Origin of the sequence: Pseudomonas sp. SR18, assembly GCF_023701505.1 — a bacterium.
GTDB classification, from domain to species: Bacteria; Pseudomonadota; Gammaproteobacteria; order Pseudomonadales; family Pseudomonadaceae; genus Aquipseudomonas; species Aquipseudomonas cyclaminis.
In genome coordinates this window covers 506,339-525,818 of the sequence record NZ_JAMQAU010000001.1, presented here as the reverse complement: position 1 = coordinate 525,818, position 19,480 = coordinate 506,339, and the positions used below count along the sequence as shown (strand labels likewise).

General features: G+C 58.7%; 14 protein-coding genes and 2 tRNA genes. 12 read left to right on the top strand and 4 right to left on the bottom strand.

Features of this window, described 5'->3' with window-relative positions; genetic code table 11:
• Positions 1-14: 14 nt before the first annotated feature.
• Positions 15-2,795, bottom strand: coding sequence for a Tc toxin subunit A (locus tag NDJ82_RS02520; protein WP_250924888.1), 2,781 nt, complete (start codon positions 2,793-2,795; stop codon positions 15-17).
• A 237-nt stretch (positions 2,796-3,032) separates the two neighbouring features.
• On the opposite strand from NDJ82_RS02520, the gene trhO reads away from it, so the two are divergent.
• From trhO to NDJ82_RS02495, 5 genes are all read left to right on the top strand, one after another.
• Entirely contained in the window at positions 3,033-3,974 is a 942-nt protein-coding gene (gene trhO / locus NDJ82_RS02515) for an oxygen-dependent tRNA uridine(34) hydroxylase TrhO (protein ID WP_099586324.1), read from the top strand.
• A gap of 3 nt (positions 3,975-3,977) precedes the next feature.
• Positions 3,978-4,613: a DsbA family protein gene (locus NDJ82_RS02510; protein ID WP_099586323.1), complete on the top strand. Its 636-nt coding sequence runs from the start codon at positions 3,978-3,980 to the stop codon at positions 4,611-4,613.
• The gene (locus tag NDJ82_RS02505; protein ID WP_158878653.1) at positions 4,606-6,408 is read left to right on the top strand and encodes an ABC transporter ATP-binding protein; all 1,803 of its coding nucleotides are present in this window, start codon (positions 4,606-4,608) and stop codon (positions 6,406-6,408) included. Before NDJ82_RS02510 ends, NDJ82_RS02505 begins: the two co-directional genes overlap by 8 nt.
• A 71-nt stretch (positions 6,409-6,479) precedes the next feature.
• Complete coding sequence (locus NDJ82_RS02500) at positions 6,480-8,942, top strand: EAL domain-containing protein (RefSeq protein WP_250924887.1); 2,463 nt, start codon at positions 6,480-6,482, stop codon at positions 8,940-8,942.
• 78 nt (positions 8,943-9,020) lie between these two features.
• The gene (locus NDJ82_RS02495) at positions 9,021-9,788 is read left to right on the top strand and encodes an iron-containing redox enzyme family protein (protein WP_194733786.1); all 768 of its coding nucleotides are present in this window, start codon (positions 9,021-9,023) and stop codon (positions 9,786-9,788) included.
• Between the two features lie 22 nt (positions 9,789-9,810).
• Here NDJ82_RS02495 and NDJ82_RS02490 read toward each other — a convergent pair whose 3' ends face one another.
• Together NDJ82_RS02490 and lldD are read right to left on the bottom strand one after the other, a co-directional pair.
• The gene (locus NDJ82_RS02490; protein ID WP_250924886.1) at positions 9,811-10,737 is read right to left on the bottom strand and encodes a GGDEF domain-containing protein; all 927 of its coding nucleotides are present in this window, start codon (positions 10,735-10,737) and stop codon (positions 9,811-9,813) included.
• A 281-nt stretch (positions 10,738-11,018) separates the two neighbouring features.
• Positions 11,019-12,161 carry an FMN-dependent L-lactate dehydrogenase LldD gene (gene lldD / locus NDJ82_RS02485; protein ID WP_250924885.1) on the bottom strand — a complete coding sequence of 381 codons (1,143 nt, stop codon included), beginning with the start codon at positions 12,159-12,161 and terminating at the stop codon, positions 11,019-11,021.
• Between the two features lie 101 nt (positions 12,162-12,262).
• Between lldD and NDJ82_RS02480 the strand changes: the two genes are divergently transcribed.
• The 7 genes from NDJ82_RS02480 to NDJ82_RS02450 all read left to right on the top strand — a co-directional run bounded on the left by NDJ82_RS02480 (position 12,263) and on the right by NDJ82_RS02450 (position 16,944).
• The gene (locus NDJ82_RS02480) at positions 12,263-13,159 is read left to right on the top strand and encodes a LysR family transcriptional regulator (protein WP_099586317.1); all 897 of its coding nucleotides are present in this window, start codon (positions 12,263-12,265) and stop codon (positions 13,157-13,159) included.
• A 60-nt stretch (positions 13,160-13,219) separates the two neighbouring features.
• A tRNA-Asn gene (locus tag NDJ82_RS02475) sits at positions 13,220-13,295 on the top strand.
• Between the two features lie 81 nt (positions 13,296-13,376).
• Positions 13,377-14,858 (top strand): hypothetical protein, encoded by a 1,482-nt coding sequence (locus tag NDJ82_RS02470; RefSeq protein ID WP_250924884.1) that lies wholly within the window; start codon positions 13,377-13,379, stop codon positions 14,856-14,858.
• A 3-nt stretch (positions 14,859-14,861) separates the two neighbouring features.
• The gene (locus tag NDJ82_RS02465; RefSeq protein ID WP_158878659.1) at positions 14,862-15,299 is read left to right on the top strand and encodes a WapI family immunity protein; all 438 of its coding nucleotides are present in this window, start codon (positions 14,862-14,864) and stop codon (positions 15,297-15,299) included.
• Positions 15,300-15,389: 90 nt separating this feature from the next.
• Positions 15,390-15,731, top strand: coding sequence for an Imm2 family immunity protein (gene imm2, locus NDJ82_RS27505; protein WP_250924883.1), 342 nt, complete (start codon positions 15,390-15,392; stop codon positions 15,729-15,731).
• Positions 15,732-16,065: 334 nt separating this feature from the next.
• Positions 16,066-16,149 (top strand) — tRNA-Asn (locus tag NDJ82_RS02455).
• A 336-nt stretch (positions 16,150-16,485) separates the two neighbouring features.
• A complete protein-coding gene (locus NDJ82_RS02450) occupies positions 16,486-16,944 on the top strand; it encodes an Hsp20 family protein (RefSeq protein ID WP_112196305.1) in 459 nt (152 codons plus the stop codon).
• 81 nt (positions 16,945-17,025) lie between these two features.
• Here NDJ82_RS02450 and NDJ82_RS02445 read toward each other — a convergent pair whose 3' ends face one another.
• Positions 17,026-19,437, bottom strand: coding sequence for a TonB-dependent siderophore receptor (locus tag NDJ82_RS02445; RefSeq protein ID WP_250924882.1), 2,412 nt, complete (start codon positions 19,435-19,437; stop codon positions 17,026-17,028).
• Between the last annotated feature and the right edge of the window lie 43 nt (positions 19,438-19,480).

Here is a 19,480-nt window from a genome sequence, read left to right as displayed (position 1 = left end):
GCTGCCAGGCAGCGTTATTGATGGGTACTAGTAAGCGCTTCGCCCACGGCCTGCCATTCATCGAACGTCGAGCCGCCGTGCAGGCCGCAGACCTCCAGCAGCTGTTCAACGGGCAGGCCGGTGTCGGCGCTGGCCTGGCGACAACGCAGGATCCATTCCAGACGTTCGACGGAGGTGACATGGGGGGGCTGCAAGGCGCGGCTCAAGACCTCGATTTCACTGGCGCTCCAGCCCAGCAACCGGGCGAGTTGGCTGTTGGCTTCGGCGCTGCTTGACTCCGGTGCGTCGGAAACGGCGTTGGCCTGTTTGAAGTAGTCCAGCAGTTGTTCTTCCGACACGCCGTAGTGGTCGATGCAGTGTTTGAACTGTTCCATCAAAAACAGGTTGTGCAGGGTCAGTTCGAGCAGTGAAGGGCGTTGATAGGTGTCATTGAGCCAATGGGGATTGGCCAGCAAGTGGTCCAGCGCCTGCCGGCTGACGGGCAATTGCAGTAGGTCCACGGCGTGAGGCAGCAGCAACACCAAGTGGCCGAGGGTTCGCAGCGGCGAACCGGCGGCTCCGGCGGGGGCGAGCAGGCGCAGTAATTGATCGTCTTCGTCGTATTTCAAATAGCGGATTTGATTGCCCTGCGCGTGGGGCAGGCTCTGCAGGGTTTGTTTGAGGTGAGCGTATAAAGGCCGTAAGTCGTGCTTGAGTGAGTCCAGGGTCGACAGCAGTGTGTCCTTGGCCTGCCTGATCAGCATGGACGCGTGGCTGCTGTTATTGCTCAGTTTGAGCGTGGCCAGGGCGTCATCGAGTGCGGCACTCTGGGATTTGCCCTGGCGCATCAGCTTCAAGGCGCGATGGGCGGTGGCTTCCCAATCAACCGCCGGCAAGCGCGGTTGTTCTTGCGCAGGTTGCGCTACGAAGGTGTGCTCTTTGAGCTTCGTTGAGAGCGATGGTTGTGGATGGCTGTTGAACACGTTGAGCAGCATGCCGACGCCCGGGTCCAGGCTCACCGGTTCCAGCAGTAGTTGGTGACGCACCCGTGCGAGGGTGCCGCCGTTGTTTTTGATCCAGCGACTGACCCAGTCCAGATGCATCAGTACATCGAGTACGTCCGGCGACCCTTTCAAGGTTGTGCGCAGTGTCGGTTTGGACAGTTGCTGCTGGTAGCCCCCCGGTTTGAGCAGGTGCAGCAGGTGTTTGCAGTCCATGAGCGTCAAACCGAACAACCTTGCGATGCGCGCATGCCGATAGAGGATGCTGACCGTGACAACGGTGCGCCTGGGGTGCCGGTCGGCGCTGAGCACCAGTTGCAGCGAGTTCGGCGAGTCCTGCAGGCCCAGGCCGGCGCATAGCTGTTGCCGGGTCGTGGCGTCGAAGGGCTGTGAATCCAGTTGTAGAGGCGGCAGCGCCGAGTCGGCCGGGTTGAATACCTGATCGAACAACGACAGGCGCTCGCCCGAGGCGTCGACCGGCAATTGGTGCAGTATCGCGGCAAATTCTTCGGCTTGCAGCCCGTAGTTCGTGTGCAAATAACGATAAACCCCCAGCGCCCGCAGGGTGTTGTGGGTGATCAACAGCGAGGGGTTGGCGTCACCTTCGCAGCGCATGGCGCTGACCAGTAGCGTGTCGAGTTGGGCGAACGGAATATCCAGCCAGCGCTGTAGGCGAATCATGCGTTGCAGGCGATCGAAGCCTTCGACCGTGACATTCACAAGCCGGGCCGGACGGCTGCTGACCTGGTTGATCGCTGGGCCGGTCGGACCATTGATGTAACAGGCCCCATACGCCATATCGGCGACCAGTAAGCAGTTAGGAGAGCGACGCGGCTTGTGGGTGGTCTGCGCGAGCAATACCTGAAGCGTTTCGGCATTGAGGCCGGTGAGGCGCAGGAAGTCAGCGACCTGTTCCGGGCCCTTGAGGTCTGCGTCCGGCTCCCAGTTGTAGTAGTCGTGATAAAAACCGAGGGCCCCGGACGTACTTGCCAACGGCTGCTTGAGCAGGGCCTGTTGCTGTGGGCTCAGCCCGGATAATAGAGGCAGGGCGTCATCATGCTCGGCGATGACGTGCCCGTAGGCGTGCACGGCGCGGGTGGTGATGGGCAGCTTGCGGCTGATTCGGTAGTTCAGTTCACCCAGCGACAGCCCGCTTTCAGACAGCCCCAGCACGCACTGATGGTGATGGGCGTGATAGGGCAAGGAAAACGGATACCACGTGGTGCTCAAGAGCTGGCAGGCTTTTTTCTGATCGCCCCCGGTGAGATTGTCGAGCAGCGTCTGGTTGATGATCGACAGCATGGGGCGTTGGCCGGACACGCTGTGGGGGTTGATCTGCAGGTCCTTGAGGTCGGGTCGACGTTGCTCCAGTGTGGTCACTGCCGTGCCGTGGGCGTTTTTTTCCAGTTGCAGGGCGAACAGATACAGCGCCCGCAGATACGCCACGGGTGAGTCCATCGCGGCAATGGAGGTGCTGGCGCAAAAGTGTTGCCAGTCCTCCTTGAACAGGGCGTTGTAGGTCACGCCGCTGGTGGCCTTTGCGGGGGAGGGTGGCGATACCTGTTGCTCGCGAAACAGCGTTTCCAGTTGCGCGGCAGCGCTGCGGGCCTTGAGGTGCAGGCTTGTGGCATCGTCATCGGTGTGCTGGGCCACTTGTCTGGAAAACTCGGTTTCGGGCAGTCGGACGATGTCGAATACCGAATTGATGCTCAGCAGTTGCAAGGTGTCTTTCATGTCGCGGCGGCCGGGCGCCGGCGCCGGCGGCAGCGATTCATCGATCAGCCGGGCGAGCAGCGGGCTGCGTTCATCTTCCATGTACATGCGTCTCCATCGGTCCCACCGGCGGGTCCGGTGAGTGACGAGGGACGCTATCACGCAGGTTGCGAGGGCCGGGGTCAGCCGACGCCGCGACGACAGTGAGGAAATATCAACAAGCGTGCCGATGCCATCGAGACCAGGGATTTGTTAGAATGCGTTACGCGCCGCCAGTCGGCGCATTTTTTTTGCATCCGGTTCACCCTTTGCGAGGGTAGCCACCTGGAGAGAACACCCATGACTCAACCGATTGTCGTGGCGGCACTGTATAAGTTCGTCACCCTCGAAGATTACGTCGCCCTGCGCGAGCCCTTGTTGCAGGCGATGGTCGACAACGGCATCAAAGGCACCTTGCTGATCGCCGAAGAAGGCATCAACGGCACTGTTTCCGGTAGCCGCGAAGGCATTGATGGCCTGATGGCCTGGCTCAAGAACGACCCGCGCATGATCGACATCGACCACAAAGAGTCGTACTGCGACGACCAGCCGTTCTACCGCACCAAGGTCAAACTCAAGAAAGAGATCGTGACCCTGGGCGTCGAAGGCGTCGACCCGAACAAAAAGGTCGGCACCTACGTCGACCCGAAGGATTGGAACGCCCTGATCAGCGATCCCGAAGTGCTGTTGATCGACACCCGGAATGACTACGAAGTGTCCATCGGCACCTTTGAAGGCGCAATCGACCCGAAAACCACCAGTTTTCGCGAATTTCCCGACTACATCAAAGCCAACTTCGACCCGGCCAGGCACAAGAAGGTCGCCATGTTCTGCACCGGCGGTATTCGTTGCGAGAAGGCGTCGAGCTACATGCTCAGCGAAGGCTACGGTGAGGTGTATCACCTCAAGGGCGGCATCCTGAAGTACCTTGAAGAGGTGCCCCAGGAAGAAACCAAATGGCAGGGCGACTGCTTTGTTTTCGATAATCGCGTGACCGTACGCCACGACTTGAGCGAAGGCGACTACGATCAGTGTCATGCCTGCCGTACACCGGTAAGTGTTGAAGACCGCGCCAGCGAGCACTACGTGGCTGGCATCAGTTGCCCGCATTGCTGGGATAAACTGCCGGAGAAAACCCGTCGCAGCGCAATCGACCGGCAAAAGCAGATTGAACTGGCCAAGGCCCGCAATATGCCGCACCCGATTGGCTTCAACTATAAGCAAACTCCATCCGAGGCCTGACCCATGTCCGCGCGCCTGCTCTATGTAATGGACCCGATGTGCTCCTGGTGCTGGGGCTTTGCCCCGGTGGCGCAGGCGCTGGTTGAGCAGGCCCACGCGGCCGGTGTGGACGTGCACCTGGTGGTGGGCGGCCTGCGCACCGGCAGCGGCGCGGCGCTGGAGCCGACCACGCGGCGCTACATCCTCGAACACTGGCAGGCCGTCACCGACGCCACCGGCCAGCCGTTCAAGCGCGAAGGCGCGCTGCCCGACGGTTTTGTGTATGACACCGAACCTGCCTGCCGCGCCATCGTCACTGCCCGCAGCCTGGCGCCGGATTGTGCGTGGACACTGTTGGGCCTGATCCAGCGTGCGTTTTATGTCGAGGGCCGCGACGTGACTCTCGCCAGCGTGCTGGTGGAACTGGCCGAGCAGGCGGGCATCCCGCGTATCGAGTTTGCCGGCGAGTTTGACCGCTCCGAGCAGCACGCCGCCACGGCCGCTGATTTCACCTGGGTGCAGGACCTGGGGATCGCCGGTTTCCCGACGCTGTTGGCCGAGCGCAATGGTCAACTGGCGCTGCTGACCAACGGCTACCAGCCGCTGTCCGAGCTGTCGCCGTTGCTCGCCCGATGGCTGGAGCGAGCAACCTGTGCATGAGCAAGCCCCACGCACCGACCGCCTGACCTGGGCGGAAATTCGCCGCCTGGCCCTGCGTCACAAGAAATCCCTGTGGATCGCCAATGGCGTCGCCGTGCTGGCGACCCTGTGCAGTGTGCCCATCCCCTTGCTGTTGCCATTGTTGGTGGACGAAGTGCTGCTGGGCCACGGCGATGCCGCGCTCAAGGTGATGAATCACGCGCTGCCACTGGGTTGGCAGAAAGCTGCCGGTTATATCGGCCTGATGCTGCTGGTCACCCTGGCCCTGCGTTGTGGCGCACTGGTGTTCAACGTGGTGCAGGCGCGGCTGTTTGCGCGGTTGGCCAAGGACATCGTGTACCGCATCCGCGTGCGCCTGATCGAGCGGCTCAAGCGCATCTCCCTGGGCGAATACGAAAGCCTGGGCAGCGGCACGGTCACGACTCATCTGGTCACCGACCTGGATACCCTGGATAAATTCGTCGGCGAAACCCTCAGCCGCTTTCTGGTGGCGATGCTGACGCTGGTCGGCACCTCGGCGATCCTGGTGTGGATGCATTGGCAACTGGCGTTGCTGATATTGCTGTTCAACCCGCTGGTGATCTACGCCACCGTGCAGTTGGGCAAGCGCGTCAAACACCTCAAGAAGCTGGAAAACGACAGCACCTCGCGTTTCACCCAGGCCCTGACCGAAACCCTGGATGCCATCCAGGAAGTCCGCGCCGGCAACCGCCAGGGCTTTTTCCTTGGGCGCCTGGGCCAGCGCGCCCAGGAAGTGCGTGACTACGCGATCCATTCCCAATGGAAAACCGACGCGTCGAGCCGCGCCAGCGGGTTGCTGTTCCAGTTCGGCATCGACATCTTCCGCGCGGCGGCGATGCTCACCGTACTGTTTTCCGACCTGTCCATCGGCCAGATGCTCGCGGTGTTCAGCTACTTGTGGTTCATGATCGGCCCGGTGGAGCAGTTGCTGAACCTGCAATACGCCTACTACGCGGCGGGCGGCGCACTGACCCGTATCAATGAGTTGCTGGCACGTGCCGATGAGCCGCAATACGCGGGCGGCGAAGACCCGTTCAGCGGGCGTGAAACCGTCGGTATCGAAGTGCGCGGCCTGGACTTCGGTTATGGCGACGACCTGGTGCTCAATCAACTGAACCTGCAGATTGCGCCTGGCGAGAAAGTCGCGATTGTCGGCGCCAGCGGCGGCGGTAAAAGCACCCTGGTGCAACTGCTGCTCGGGCTGTACACGCCGCAGGCGGGCAGCATCCGATTTGGCGGTGCAACCCAGCAGGAGATCGGTCTGGAGACGATCCGCGAGCACGTCGCGGTGGTGCTGCAACACCCGGCGCTGTTCAACGATACCGTGCGCGCCAACCTGACCATGGGCCGCGAGCGCAGTGACCAGGCTTGCTGGCAGGCCCTTGAAATTGCCCAGTTGGAAGCTACGGTTAAAGCGCTGCCCCACGGCCTGGACAGTGTGGTGGGGCGCTCCGGCGTGCGTTTTTCCGGCGGTCAGCGTCAGCGCCTGGCGATCGCGCGGATGGTGTTGGCCGAACCCAAGGTGGTCATACTCGACGAAGCGACCTCCGCCCTGGACGCCGCCACCGAGTACAACCTGCACCAGGCATTGGCGCGGTTCCTCAGCGGGCGTACTACACTGATCATTGCGCACCGTCTGTCGGCGGTAAAACAAGCCGATCGGGTCTTAGTGTTTGACGGTGGTCATATCGCTGAGGATGGCGACCATCAGCAATTGATTGCCGATGGCGGTTTGTACGCGAAACTCTATGGGCATTTGCAACAAGTACGTTGATTTAGCCTAGGCTGTGCTATCGGAAGTGGGTGTTTGCGTGCGTATCCAGCAGTGCATATGCAAGGGACTTCATGAAGCAAAAGCGGACTCTCGGAACGCCTCGGCTGTTGGGCATTGTCTGGCCCTTTATCGCCGTGGTGCTGTTCCAGGCATTGTTGGGCTGCGGAAGTCTCTACATGCTTTCAGCGGTACGAGGCTATGTGGGCGGCGAGAGCTTATGGTCCAAGGGCCAGAAGGACGCTATCTATTACCTGACGCTGTACGCCGATGACCGCAACCAGGCCACCTATCTCAAATACCAGCAAGCCATCGCCGTGCCCCAGGGCGGCCATGAGTTGCGTATCGCCCTGGACCGTCCCACTCCCGACCTGGATGCCGCGCGTCTGGGCATCCTCAAGGGCGGCAACCACCCGGATGATGCCACCAGCCTGATCTGGCTGTACCTCAACTTTCGTCATTTCAGCTACCTGGAAAAAGCCATCGAACTGTGGACGGTGGGTGATCGCTATCTGGTTCAGCTGGACGAACTGGCCCGTGAAATGCACAGCGCGATCAGCGTCGACCAGGTCAACCCTAACGATGTGCGGCAGTGGAAGGCCCATATCACCGCCATCAACGAAGGTGTGACGCCGGCCGCCAAAGCCTTCAGCGATGCCCTGGGCGAAGGCTCGCGGATGATCCTGCGGTTGCTGCTGATCACCAACCTGGCGACGGCGCTGGGCCTGATCGTCCTGGCGCTGTTACGTACCCATAAGCTGCTGACCCAGCGCCATGCCTTCGCCGATGCCCTGCAGGCCGAGAAGGAGCGCGCGCAAATCACCCTGGAGTCGATTGGTGACGGGGTGATCACCACCGATGTCGACGGTGCCATTACCTATATGAACCCGGCAGCCGAGGCCATGACCCACTGGAATTCAACCCAGGCCCAGGGCCTGCCCTTGGCAGCACTGTTCAACCTGCTGGATGACAACGCCCAACCCGACGGCTTTACCCTGATCGAACACATCGTCAACGGCCACTTCCGGGGCGGCAGCGAGCATTCAAAAACCATCCAGCGCCTGGACGGCAGCACGGTTTCGGTCACCTTGGTGGGGGCGCCGATTCGCAGCGCCGGCAAGATCAGCGGCGCAGTGCTGGTGCTGCATGACATGACCCAGGAGCGCCAATATATTGCCAACCTGTCGTGGCAAGCCACGCATGACGCCTTGACCGGCCTGGCCAACCGCCGCGAATTCGAATATCGCCTGGAACAGGTCCTGCACATGGCCGGGCAGCCTGAAGGCGGTCGGCATGCATTGATGTTCCTCGACCTCGACCAGTTCAAACTGGTCAACGACACCTGCGGCCATGCGGCAGGTGACGAGTTGCTGCGCCATATCTGCGCGCTGCTGCAATCTGCCTTGCGCGAAGGCGACACCTTGGCGCGCCTGGGCGGCGACGAATTCGGCATCCTGTTGGAACACTGCCCGGCGGCGGCGGCGGAAAAAATCGCCGAGAGCCTGCGGCATACGGTGCAGAGCCTGCATTTTGTATGGAAGGGCCGGCCGTTCATGACCACCGTGAGCATCGGGCTGGTGCATATCTCCCAGACCCCGACCACTCTGGAGACCTCGCTGCGCGCCGCCGACATGGCCTGCTACATGGCCAAGGAAAAAGGCCGCAACCGGGTACAGGTGTACCACGCCGATGATTCGGAGTTGTCCCTGCGTTTTGGCGAAATGGCCTGGGTGCAACGATTGCACATGGCGCTGGAAGAGAACCGGTTCTGCCTGTACGCCCAGGAAATCTCGCCTCTGGGAAATACCGACGCGGGCAACGGGCATGTTGAAATCCTGCTGCGCCTGCATGACGAGGCGGGTCGGATCATCCTGCCCGACAGCTTTATCCCGGCCGCGGAGCGTTACGGGTTGATGACGTCGCTGGATCGTTGGGTGGTGGAGAACGTGTTCAGGATCATCGCCCGTTGCATGCACGAGCGTCCGGGCCGACCTATGGCCATGTGTGCGATCAATCTGTCAGGAATAACCATTGGCGATGATGACTTTCTCGGGTTTTTGCATGAGAAATTCGACACTTACAGCATTCCGCCAGAAATGATTTGTTTTGAAATAACTGAAACCAGTGCTATCGCCAATTTAGGCAGTGCTATTCGCTTTATTAATGAACTCAAAGCCTTAGGTTGCCACTTTTCCCTGGACGACTTTTGCGCCGGAATGTCCTCGTTCGCGTATCTGAAACATTTACCTGTAGACTTCCTGAAGATCGATGGAAGTTTCGTAAAGGATATGCTGGACGACCCGATTAACCGCGCAATGGTCGAAGTGATCAATCATATCGGCCACGTCATGGGTAAGCGCACAATTGCCGAATTTGTTGAAACACCGCAAATCGAACAGGCATTGCTCGATATTGGTGTGGATTACGCTCAGGGCTACCTGATTGAACGACCGCAATTGTTTACCTTTGATAGCTTGCAGTGTCGACCTGTGCGGCCGCAGCCTCTGTTGTTCAGGGCGCCCGGCACATTCCGCTGAAACATTTGCTGGTCTGTAAATCACACTTAAAAAGGAGCCTTAACAGTGATCGACACCTTCAACAGAACCGGCCCGCTTATGGAAGCCTCAAGCTACCCCGTCTGGGCTCAGCAATTGATCCAGGACTGTAGCGAGAGCAAGCGCCGAGTTGTCGAGCACGAACTGTACCAACGCATGCGTGACAACACGCTCAGCGCCAAGACCATGCGTCACTACCTGATCGGTGGCTGGCCCGTGGTGGAACAGTTTGCCTTGTACATGGCACAGAACCTCACCAAGACCAAATTTGCCCGCCATCCCGGCGAGGACATGGCGCGACGCTGGCTGATGCGCAATATCCGTGTGGAGCTGAACCACGCCGACTATTGGGTGCACTGGGCCCGCGCCCATGGCGTCAGCCTTGAGGAGTTGCAGGCCCAGAACGTGCCGCCGGAGCTGCATGCCCTGAGTCACTGGTGCTGGCACACCAGCTCCTCCGATGCGTTGATCGTAGCCGTAGCCGCGACCAACTACGCCATCGAGGGTGCGACAGGGGAATGGTCAGCCGTGGTGTGTTCCACGGGTGTGTATGCGGCGGCTTTCCCCGAGGAAGACCGCAAGCGTGCGATGAAATGGCTGAAGATGCACGCCCAGTACGACGATGCCCATCCTTGGGAAGCCCTGGAAATCATCTGCACCCTGGCCGGGATGAACCCGACCAAGGCTCTGCAGACAGAGCTTCGCCAGGCCGTGTGCAAGAGCTACGACTATATGTACCTGTTCCTGGAAAGCTGCATGCGCCTGGAAATGGACAAGCCGGCCAGCGTCGTGCGTGAACGCCCGCTGCGCGTCGCCAGCGAGGCATGAGGTAACGGCGATGGCGGGGGTTTTACCCCGCCATCGCCAGGCGATTACGGCCTTCGCGCTTGGCTACGTACAAGGCATTGTCCGCCCGGCGCAACAGGCTCTCGGCCGACTCGGCGGCCAGCAAAGTCGAACAGCCGAGGCTCACCGTCAACTCAATCCGTGTGCCATCGACCCAGTAATCCTGGGCCTGTGCCGCCTGGCGCAGCCGTTCGCCGACCATCGCTGACGCGTCCCGGCCCGTGTTGGACAGCAGGATCAGAAACTCTTCCCCGCCAAACCGAAACACCATGTCCACGTTCCGCAACTGGCCCTTGATGGCCGACGCGACACTGCGCAGGACGCTATCGCCGGCGGCGTGGCCGTGGGTGTCGTTGATTCCCTTGAAGTGGTCGATGTCGAGCATCAGCAAGGACAATGGGTTCAGGTGCCGGCGCGCCATGTCGATTTCCCGCTGCAGGGTCTGGTCCATGGCAATACGGTTGCCCGTATCGGTCAATGGGTCACGCAGGGCGCTGCGGGTCGCGGCGCGGTAGAGCAGGGCGTTGCGCATCGGATAGAGCAGGGTGGCCAACAGGGATTCGAGTTGGCCGAGTTCGTCTTCGGCCAGGCGCTGGTTGCGACGGAAAATCAGCTCACCCAAGTGCTCGCCTTCATGGCTCAGGCTGTAGCTCACCGAGTGGTGGCCGCGCTGACCGAATTCCAGGCGCAGGTCACTGGCTTGGTGCCGGTAGTGCAGGGCGTCGAGGGGCACCAGGCGCTGGATCTCACGGAAGAACACCGCCAGGATGCGCTCCGGCTCCAGGCTGGTCTGCAACTGCATGCCCAGTTGCTGCCGAAGTTGTGCGACGGTCGTCGAGCGGTGGGGCAGGATCGATGGCTGACCAAAGCCCAGGCGTTGCAATTTAGCGCTGTCAAAGTCAATTGCGTTGGTCTGGGTAGGTGTTTTCATAAGCGATCGGCCTCTAAGCACTTAGCTGTCTTACAGGCTCGATGAGAGTGGCGAGTGCCAAGCGTCTAACTGTTCCTTCAGTTCCGTAAAACATGAGTAACAGTCTAGACCGCTTTACAGGGGGTTATAACCCCTGGGCACCGCCGCACGTCTTGTCATCGCTTGACCTGCTTGAAGGTGGTTAGAGCTAGATTCATGCCACTTCGTTTACTTTAATAAAAAACCTTATAAATCAAAGGCCGTTTTCTAAGCAGAAAACGGCTGTTGGCGCATGACGTCAGTTATTTGGCTGATTGGACCAACGTGGAGTGGTCAATCTGGTCAATCGACGTGACGCCGGTCAGCGTCATCGCCACGCGCATTTCCTTGGCAAAGATGTCCAGCAGGTTCTCCACCCCCTGCTGGCCGCCTGCGGCCAATGCGTAAGCGGTGGCGCGGCCCAGCAGGCAGGCCTTGGCGCCCAGGGCCAACATGCGCACCACGTCGAGCCCGGAGCGGATGCCGGAGTCCACGAGCACCGTCAAGTCATCGCCCACGGCTTCGGCAATCGGTGGCAACGCTTTGGCAGTGGACAGCACGCCGTCCAGCTGGCGGCCACCATGGTTGGAGACCACGATGGCATCGGCGCCGAAACTCACGGCGTCCCTGGCGTCCTGGGGGTCGAGAATGCCTTTGATAATCATCGGGCCTTTCCAGAATTCGCGAATCCACTCCAGGTCTTTCCAACTGATGGAGGGGTCGAAATTGTTGGCCAGCCAGCCAATGTAGTCTTCCAGGTGAGTGGGTTTGCCGAGGTACTTGGAGATATTGCCCAGGTCGTGGGGCCGGCCCATCAAGCCCACATCGAAGGCCCATTGCGGCTTGGTGACCGCCTGCAGCATGCGCCGCTGCGCCGCGAACGGCCCGGACATGCCCGAGTGGGCGTCGCGGTAACGTGCGCCCGGCGTCGGCATGTCCACGGTGAATACCAGCGTGGTCACTCCGGCCGCCTGGGCGCGCTCCAGCGCATTGCGCATAAAGCCGCGGTCCTTGAGCACATACAGCTGGAACCAGATCGACTGCGGGCTCTGGGAGGCCACCTCTTCGATCGGGCACACCGACACCGTCGACAGGCAGAACGGGATGCCCTTGTTGGCCGCCGCCTTCGCCGCCTGCACTTCGCCGCGCCGCGCATACATGCCGGTCAGGCCTACGGGGCTGAGGATCACCGGCATGTCCAGCGTCTGGCCGAACAGCGTGGTCTTGAGGCTCAAGTTGTCGACATTACGCAGGACGCGCTGGCGCAGGCTGATCTCGGCCAGGTCCGAACTGTTCGCCCGCATCGTGTGCTCGGCGTAGGCGCCGCCGTCGATATAGTCGAACAGGAAGCGCGGCAGCTTGCGTTTGGCGGCTGCGCGGTAGTCAGAGGCGGACGAAATGATCATGCACGGAATCTCGGCAAGGCAAGGTGCCTCCAAGATAGGCAAACTTCTGTCATGATAAAAGCAACTTTTATCGCTAGTGGTCAGTCGAGAAAGGAATACTGATGAACCTGAGAACACTGCGTGCCTTTGTCGAAGTGGTGCGCCAAGGCGGTTTCTCCCAAGCCGCCGATGTGGTGGCGTTGACCCAGTCGAGCGTGAGCAAGGCGATCAAGACCCTGGAAGATGAATTGGGCATGCCACTGCTCAACCGCCTCGGTCACCGTAATGAACTCACCGCCGCTGGCGAAATCGCCTACAGCCGCGCCCTAATCCTGCTCGCCGAACACAGCGACCTGGTGGCCGAGATCAACGACCTGCGTGGCCTCAAGCGCGGCGTATTGCGCATCGGCCTGCCGCCGGTGGGTTGCGGCGTGCTGTTTGCGACAATGTTCGCCACCTATCGCCGCCGTTACCCGGACATCGACATCGAACTCACCGAATACGGCAGCAAACGGCTGCGCGAGTGCCTGGAGGCAGGCGAGGTCGACCTGGCGGCCCTCCTGTTGCCCATAGACGAAGGGTTCGACTACCAACCCGTACGTAACGAACCGCTGATGGCTGTCCTGCCGATCAGCCACCCTTTGGCCCAGCGCAAACGGATCGATTTCAGCGACCTGGCAGATTCGCCATTTATCCTGTTCGAAGCCGGCTTCGCCCTTAACGCCAAGATCCTTGCCGCTTGTGAGCGTAAAGGCGTGCAACCTCGCGTGGCGGCGCGCAGCGGCCAGATCGACTTCATTGTCGACCTGGTATCCGCCGGCCTCGGCGCGGCCTTCCTGCCGCGCATGCTGGCGCACAAGCACCAACACCCCGGCATCGCCCTGATCCCCCTGGACGAACCCCATACCGACTGGCACATCGCCCTGGCCTGGCGCGCCAGCGCCCACCTCCCACCCGCTGCCCGGGCCTGGTTGGAGTTGGCCAAGGAGTCGCAGCGTTCAACCGGCCATCCGGATTAATCGCCAGGATTGTCAGGGAAAGCTTGACTTCTCCTTTTCAATCAGTAACATACGGCGCATTCCGCGATAGCTCAGTTGGTAGAGCAAATGACTGTTAATCATTGGGTCCCTGGTTCGAGTCCAGGTCGTGGAGCCAGATAGGAAAAGCCTGCAGCGATGCAGGCTTTTTTTTGCCTCGGATTTCTCCCGGGTGATCAAAGCGCACAGCGTGACCTGCATGATCGCTTCAGACACCGGTAATCTCAAACTGGATACAGGGACGCTTGGGTTCAACGACATCGCAGGAAAAGATAATGAGCATGGTTACTACCTGAGTGTTGGCGGCTCCTACAAAGAGGGTCAGAGCACCACACAAGACCCAAGCCAAGTGGGTAAGGGGAAGGCCGGCGATAGCGGTTGGAGTGTTTCGGGCTGGAAGTACGACAAGGAACGTGAACAGTCGGTCCGTGCGACGGTTGGCTCGGGAGAGATAATTGTTCGAGATGCTGCTGACGCGGCTTCGGCTGTCGCAGGCCTCAATCGTGATGTAAGTAAAGCTTACGAAGTCACCAAGGATAAAGAAAAGCGCACAGATCTTTACATAACTGACTCTTCATTGACGGCGGTGACAAACCCCACTGCAACGATTGCGCAATGGACAACTGACGCTAAGAAAATTGGAGACCGGGGTGAGGAAACCATTCACCAATTGCTGGATCTTTTGGGCGCGGGTGCAGAGATTACCGTAGTGATGAACCCTGATGACGTCTCCAAAGAGATGCTCGGCAAAGCTTTGGTTAGGCAGTTAGGTAGTCGTCATGCGGAAGATCGCGCAGCGCTGATCACTAAAGCGATAGGGGGAATCACCGGAAAAGAACAGGCACCTGAAAACCAAGCGCTGATTGATAAGCTTACTCAAATTGCGGGCGATGATCCCAACAAAGCTCTGATCGTTATGAGCTTGTTAACGACCTTGAACGGTCCTAAAACTGGCGCAAGCAATTTAGTGGCGATTCCTGTTGCGGCTGAAGCAGTCGTCGTGGCTGTCGGTGCTGTTCTGGTAGCGTCAGATGCGACATTTCAGGAAAAGGCACGTATTGCTGCGAATTCGCTGGTGGAGTCAGGTGCGAAGGCTGGAAAGGATGCGGCCCAACAGATCAGGATTTCCGCCGCTGTTTGGGAGATTTTGCTTGGCACCTCCTTTCCGATTCATCAACTCGACCCTGAGCATTTGGCCTATATCACCCCTATTCTTGAGATTAACGGAGCAAATCCGAGCAGTGGTGGTTTCGCTAATGGCGGCGTTGTTAACCCTGCTACCAATACCGGTGGGACCCCGCTGGACGGGCAGCGGGACGATGGGAAATACGTAACGCCTGAGCATCGACTCGATCCTGGTAATATGTACAGTGATAGAGTGGAGCTAAAGGGCTTAGCACAAAATCGACCCCTACAGGATCTTACTCATCAGGAGTTGATGGGTATCTTCGGTAACGCAGGAATAGATTTGTCGAACCATGCTATTACTAGGCTAAAAGATTCCAGAACGAAAAATATCGGATTTGAAACACCCAATGATATTGCGCAGATATTCAACAATGGAATTAGGTTTGACGCAGGGGATGGTACCGTAGGGTATGGGTATAAAGGACTTGAGGCGATAGTCAATCCAGTGACTAATAAGATTATTACCTTTAGGCCGGCAAAAAATAGGGAGTAATGTATGATCAGTCTATCCGACCGAGGTAATAAATTTTCGTGCGAAGTAAAAACATACGAGTTTCCTAACGCGAAAGATGACTTAGATGCTAATTGGTTGATAATTTGTATAAAGGCGGAGCAGGAAGTCGAGGGCTCTTGGACTGCGTGTGGACCTTATTTACGCACTCATGAGTTAGTAAGTTTGTCGAAATGGCTTAAAAGCTTGCAGGTTGAAATGCTGCCATCGAGGATTGAATTTATGGAGGGTGAATTAGCGTTCGAGTTTTCAGGTGATATGAAATTTGTAGTGATGCTCGATTTTAATTTCCATCCTAGAAGTGCAGTATACGATTACTCAAGTGATCGAGAATTTCCTTTGTATTTTAGTATTGATGAGAACACAATAACTGAATTGATTTGTTCTGTTGAAAAAGCTATAAGGGTGTTTCCGAAACGCTAAGGACGGTATAAAGCAGGCATATTGCCTTCGCTTTTTATGTTAGGGCGTCATGTTGCGTCCACCAAGGAAGACTCTGTGATGGAAGAAAGAGTGAATTACGCTGAAATTAGAGCTTGGTTTTTAGGCAGCTACTACAGCTACTGCAGACTAAAGCTTAGGCATCGAAGCGCTTGGGGTGACGGTGAAAGCGAAGTAGGCTTTGCCTATAGCGAACTTGAAAGTTCCTTCGGCCTGCCAGTTGAGAAATTGATGCTTGAAGTTTCAGCCCTTATTCTTTCTGCGGGTCGATCTTCTGAGAGTGTCAAGAAATATCATATGGATGCTGCCTTAGAGCTGGTCGAGCAGATTGACCTTTCCTCTATGCTGAAAGAGCTGCCTCCGGAAGAGGCCGCAGATCTTGTTGAGGATCTTCGATTATTAGAGATTTGTTAGGCTCTGTACGAACAGTAATGTCGATAATACTGCATAGCGCAGGCCAGCGATCTAAATGTAAGGACTCGATTCTTTTTAATCGCCATACGTCAGCAATGAAGGGGGTGATTTTTGAGTGGCTCCATCCACGCCAGATCTTTAAAAGGCGATCGAAAAGGTTTGAGTGCTACGCAGAAGCTTTGTCTGGCCTCGTGTAGCCGACAGTAATTGTCTCCTTTTCCTACAAGTCATTGATTTGTCTCGCTTTGACAAGCTAACCCAACCCGACTAACTTTCCTGGCGTGACGCATTTTTGCGATCCACGCTATGCAGCAATTCTATCCCTTCGCCACATTTCGCCGTGGCCCCGGTGCGCCTAACAGCTAGCAAATGACTGTTAATCATTGGGTCCCTGGTTCGAGTCCAGGTCGTGGAGCCAGATAGGAAAAGCCTGCAGCGATGCAGGCTTTTTTTTGCCTCGGATTTCTCCGGGGTGATCAAAGCGCACAGCGTGACCCAGCATGAACGCGTCTCTAATCCTACGATTCAGAGATTTGGCAAGGCCCCGTGCGCTCATCTGTCTAGTCCGCAATTGCTGTTTCGCTATGTGCCTTTCACGAATTGCCCTAGCTCAGAATCGACCCCTCCCATCGTCGCGAAAATTTTTTTGTGGATGCCGCTTGAAATTTTCCCCCCTGATCCTACTTAGGGTTTACGCGATGCCGAATGCGGGTCGCGGATCAAATCACTTGGAGAAAACTCAGGAGATTTCGCAATGGCTACTACTCTCTCGTTGGCCCCACTGTTCCGTCATTCCGTTGGTTTTGACCGGTTCAACGACCTTTTTGAATCGGCGCTTCGCAGCGAGGCCGGTACCACCTATCCACCTCACAACGTCGAAAAGCACGGCGATGATCATTACCGGATCGTCATCGCGGCTGCAGGGCTGGTTGAGGATGACCTGGAGATCCAGGTGGAAAAAGGCGTGTTGACCGTCGCCGGTGGCAAGCGTGAACACGATGAGGGCATTACTTACCTGCACCAGGGCATCGCCCAGCGTGCGTTCCGGTTGTCGTTCCGCCTGGTTGACCACATTGAAGTGCAGGGCGCGCAGCTCGCCAACGGGTTGCTGAGCATTGACCTGCTGCGTGTGGTCCCGGAGGAAGCGAAACCCAAGCGCATTGCGATTGGCGGTGCAGCCAAGGCTGAGGTGAAATCCATCAGCGAGCAATAATGCCGCGATGAATAAAGGCGCTCTTCGGAGCGCCTTTATTATTTGTGCCACCGATGATTAACGGTGTTTGTTCCCGCCCGGTTACCAGCGGTAGGTCACCGAACTGACCAGCTGCCGCTCATCGCCATAGCGGCAAATCGCAAACTCGCAGTAGGTGTAGCGCTTATTGGTGACGTTATTGGCGTTAAGCGCGACCTCCCAATTGGGGTCGATCTCGTAACTGGCGCGGGCGTCGTACAGCGTGTAAGCCGGCATCGAAGACGGCACGCCGGATGCCTGCGTGGTGCCCTTGTAACGCGCGCCGCCGCCGATGCGCAGTTGCGGCACGCCCAACGCGGCCAGGCGGTAATCGGCCCAGAGGGCGGCCTGGTGATAAGGCGTGTCTTCGCTGCGTTGGCCGACTTCGCTGGCGATATCGCTTTTGGTGATGCGTGCGTCGATGTAGGCGTAGGACGCGATCAGACTGAGGTTGGGGGTGACTTCGCTCTTGGCTTCCAATTCGAAGCCTCGGGAGCGCACCTCGCCGACCTGCACCGAGAAATTGATATCGGTGCGGTCCTGGCTCAACACGTTGCGCTGTTCCAACTGGTACACCGCCGCACTCAGCAGCGTGGCGCTGCCCTCGGGCTGATAGCGGATACCGATTTCATACTGCTTGCCCTGGGTGGGCACAAAGCTTTCACCCGCCTTGTTGGTGCCGGCTACCGGGAAGAACGATTCGCTGTAGCTGATGTAGGGCGCCAGGCCATTGTCGGCCTTGTACACCAGGCCCGCGCGCCAGGTGGTGGCTTCATTGCTTTTGCCACTGTCGTCGCCATTGCGGAACAGTTCGGTGTGCTGGTCCGCCCAATCATGACGGCCACCGAGTAGCAGGATCCAACGCTCGTCGAACTTGATCTGGTCCTGGAAGTAGATGCCTTTTTGCAGCGTGTCGATTTGCGAGCCACGGTCGGTCGCAGGGTTTTTATTCACCACCACCGGCTGGCCGTACTGGTAGGTCGCCAGGTTCAGCGGCTGCGCAGTGCCCCGGAAGTTATGGGAGTCGTAGCTGGTGTCATACCCATCAAAGCCCAGCAGGAAGGTGTGCTGCCAGTCGCCGAACTGCCATTTGCTTTCGATGTGGGTGTCGCTGGCCAGGCCCCGTGAGCGTTCTTCGCGGTCGCTGTACTGGCGACGCAGCAGGCCGGAGGTCTGCGCAGTGGCGATGTTGGTGCCGGAGGTGTTGACCTGCAGGTAGCGCCAGGTCACATCCGATTGGTAGTACCGCAGCTTATGGCTGATGCGCGTGTGCTCATCGAAGCGATGCTCGAACTCGTAGCCCAGCGCCGACATCTCGCCGTTCATCTCGTCGTAGTCCGGTTCGCCGATAAAGTCGTGGCGGCCGATCTGGAAATTGCCGCTGCCCACACCTTTGGTCAATTGATAGGGCAGGGGCGCGGAGAAGCCGGTTTCGGTCTTCTGGTAGAACGACAGCAAGGTCAGCGAGGTGTCGTCATTCGGTCGCCAGGTCAGGGCCGGGGCGACATAGACCTTATCGTTCTGGATATGGTCGGCGGCGGTGTCGCTCTTGCGGTCGAGCAGGGTCAGGCGGTAGCTCAAGGTGTCGCTGTCGCCCAGGGGGCCGGTGAAGTCGGCGGACAGTTGCTTGCGGTTGTTCTGCCCGGCTTGCAGGTTGACCTCATGGTAAGGCATCTGGCTCGGGCGTTTGCTCACGGTATTGATCAGGCCGCCCGGCGACAGTTGCCCGTACAGCACCGACGCCGCGCCGCGAATCACTTCGGCGCGTTCCAGGCCATAGGGTTCCTGCACGCCATCGTAGGAGTTGTTTTGCAGGCGCAGGCCATCGCGCAGGGAACCACCGGTGGCGGATTCCACATCGAAACCGCGAATGCGAAAGCGGTCCGAGGTGCGGTTGAAACTGGTGGGTTGGCTGGTGAAACCCGGCGTCAGGTCGAGGGTTTGCGACAGGGTTTCCGATTGCCGGTCGCGGATCTCGTCGCTGGTGACCACCGACAACGATTGCGGGGTTTCGATGATCGGTGTGTCGGTCTTGGTCGCGCTGAGGTTGCGCGTGGCCACGTAGCCCTTGACGTGCTCGGTGCTGCTTTCTTCGCTCAAACCGGTGATCGAGGTCGGCCCCAATTCCAGGGCGCCGCCGGTGTTGACCGGCACCAACACATACCCGTTGGCGCCTTGCACCGCTTGCAAGCCACTGCCACGCAGCAACTGGGCAAAGCCCTGGTTGATCGGGAAATCGCCTTGCAAACCCGCGGTACTCAAACCGGCGACGGTCGTGCTGTCGAACAGCAACGCCACATGCGCCTGCTGGGCGAACAGGTTCAGTGCCGGGCCCAGCGGGCCAGCGGCGATGGCATACCGCGCCGCCTCTTGTGCGGCCACCGGGCTGCACAGGCCCACGCTCAGTGCGGTAAGGCTGGCCAGGTTGATCGCCAGGGCGAGAGGCAAGGGAGAACGCTTGAGGTGGCGCGGCATGGAAGAATTCCTGTTATTGAGGTGCTTTCTTCCTTGACGGGGC